General features: G+C 69.4%; 1 protein-coding gene. It reads left to right on the top strand.

Annotated features, from left to right (window positions below):
* Positions 1-944, top strand: a 944-nt coding sequence (locus E9998_RS00530; RefSeq protein ID WP_192907021.1) for an HNH endonuclease signature motif containing protein, incomplete at both ends; no start/stop codon positions are given.

Below are 944 nucleotides of genomic sequence, written 5' to 3'. Positions count from 1 at the left end.
GGCCGCCTGCCCCTCCTCGAAGGCAAGCCCATCTCCGTCGCACAGGCCCGCCTCCTCGCCTGCGAAGCCGGCATCATCCCCTCGGTCTTCGACTACACCACCGGTGAAGCGGTCGAGCTCGGCCGCGCCCTCCGCCTCCCTAACACCGCCCTCCGCCGCAAGCTCGAACTCGAACAGCCGGGCGGCTGCGCCTGGACCGGGTGCTCCCGGCCCCTCGCCTGGACCGAGGCCCACCACATCACCCACTGGGCCGACGGCGGCGCCACGGTCGCCGAGAACCTGAGCCTGCTGTGCCGCTTCCACCACGGCCGCATACACACTGCGGGGTGGAGCCTCACCAAGACCGGCCCCGGCAAAGCGTTGATCGTCCACCACGACCACGACACCACGGCCGACACCGGTGCTGATGCTGATGCGGGTGCTGTCGGGTGCGGGTGTGCGGACTGGCGCACCGACGCCGATCTGGATGCCGTGCACACCGAAGCCGGGGAGGATCTGCTCCCGCTGGGGCTGTACCGGTCCGAATGGTCCGAAGCCCTGAAGTCCGAACTGCGCGGCTGGGCCGACATGGCCGACCGCGCCCGCTCCATCAAAGCCATGAACGACGCCAAAGCCAGGGCCCGAGCACGATTCAGCATCAAGGACCATGCCGAAGACAGCCAGGCCGAAGCGACACCGGTACCGATCTCGACTTCGGCATCTGAACCGAACTCGCAGTCGAAGGCGGCGTCGGGAGGTGAGCCGGGATCGGTGGACCTGATCGGTTCCAGGCAAGCTCGGACACGAATTGTCTCGACGGATCACGGCGAGCCGCCGTTCTTACCCTGCCCGCTCCGGTGGCGACCGGGGCGGGGAGCGGAAGCACCGCAAGTGCCTCCAGCCCGAACTCCCGAGAGGGAGTCGGGCCCCTCGCCATGCCCGCAGCCCCGCAGCCCTACAGCCCC

The sequence above is a fragment of the Glycomyces paridis genome (assembly GCF_004912155.1).
Lineage (GTDB): Bacteria > Actinomycetota > Actinomycetes > Mycobacteriales > Micromonosporaceae > Glycomyces > Glycomyces paridis.
This window is presented reverse-complemented; position numbering and strand designations above follow the sequence as displayed.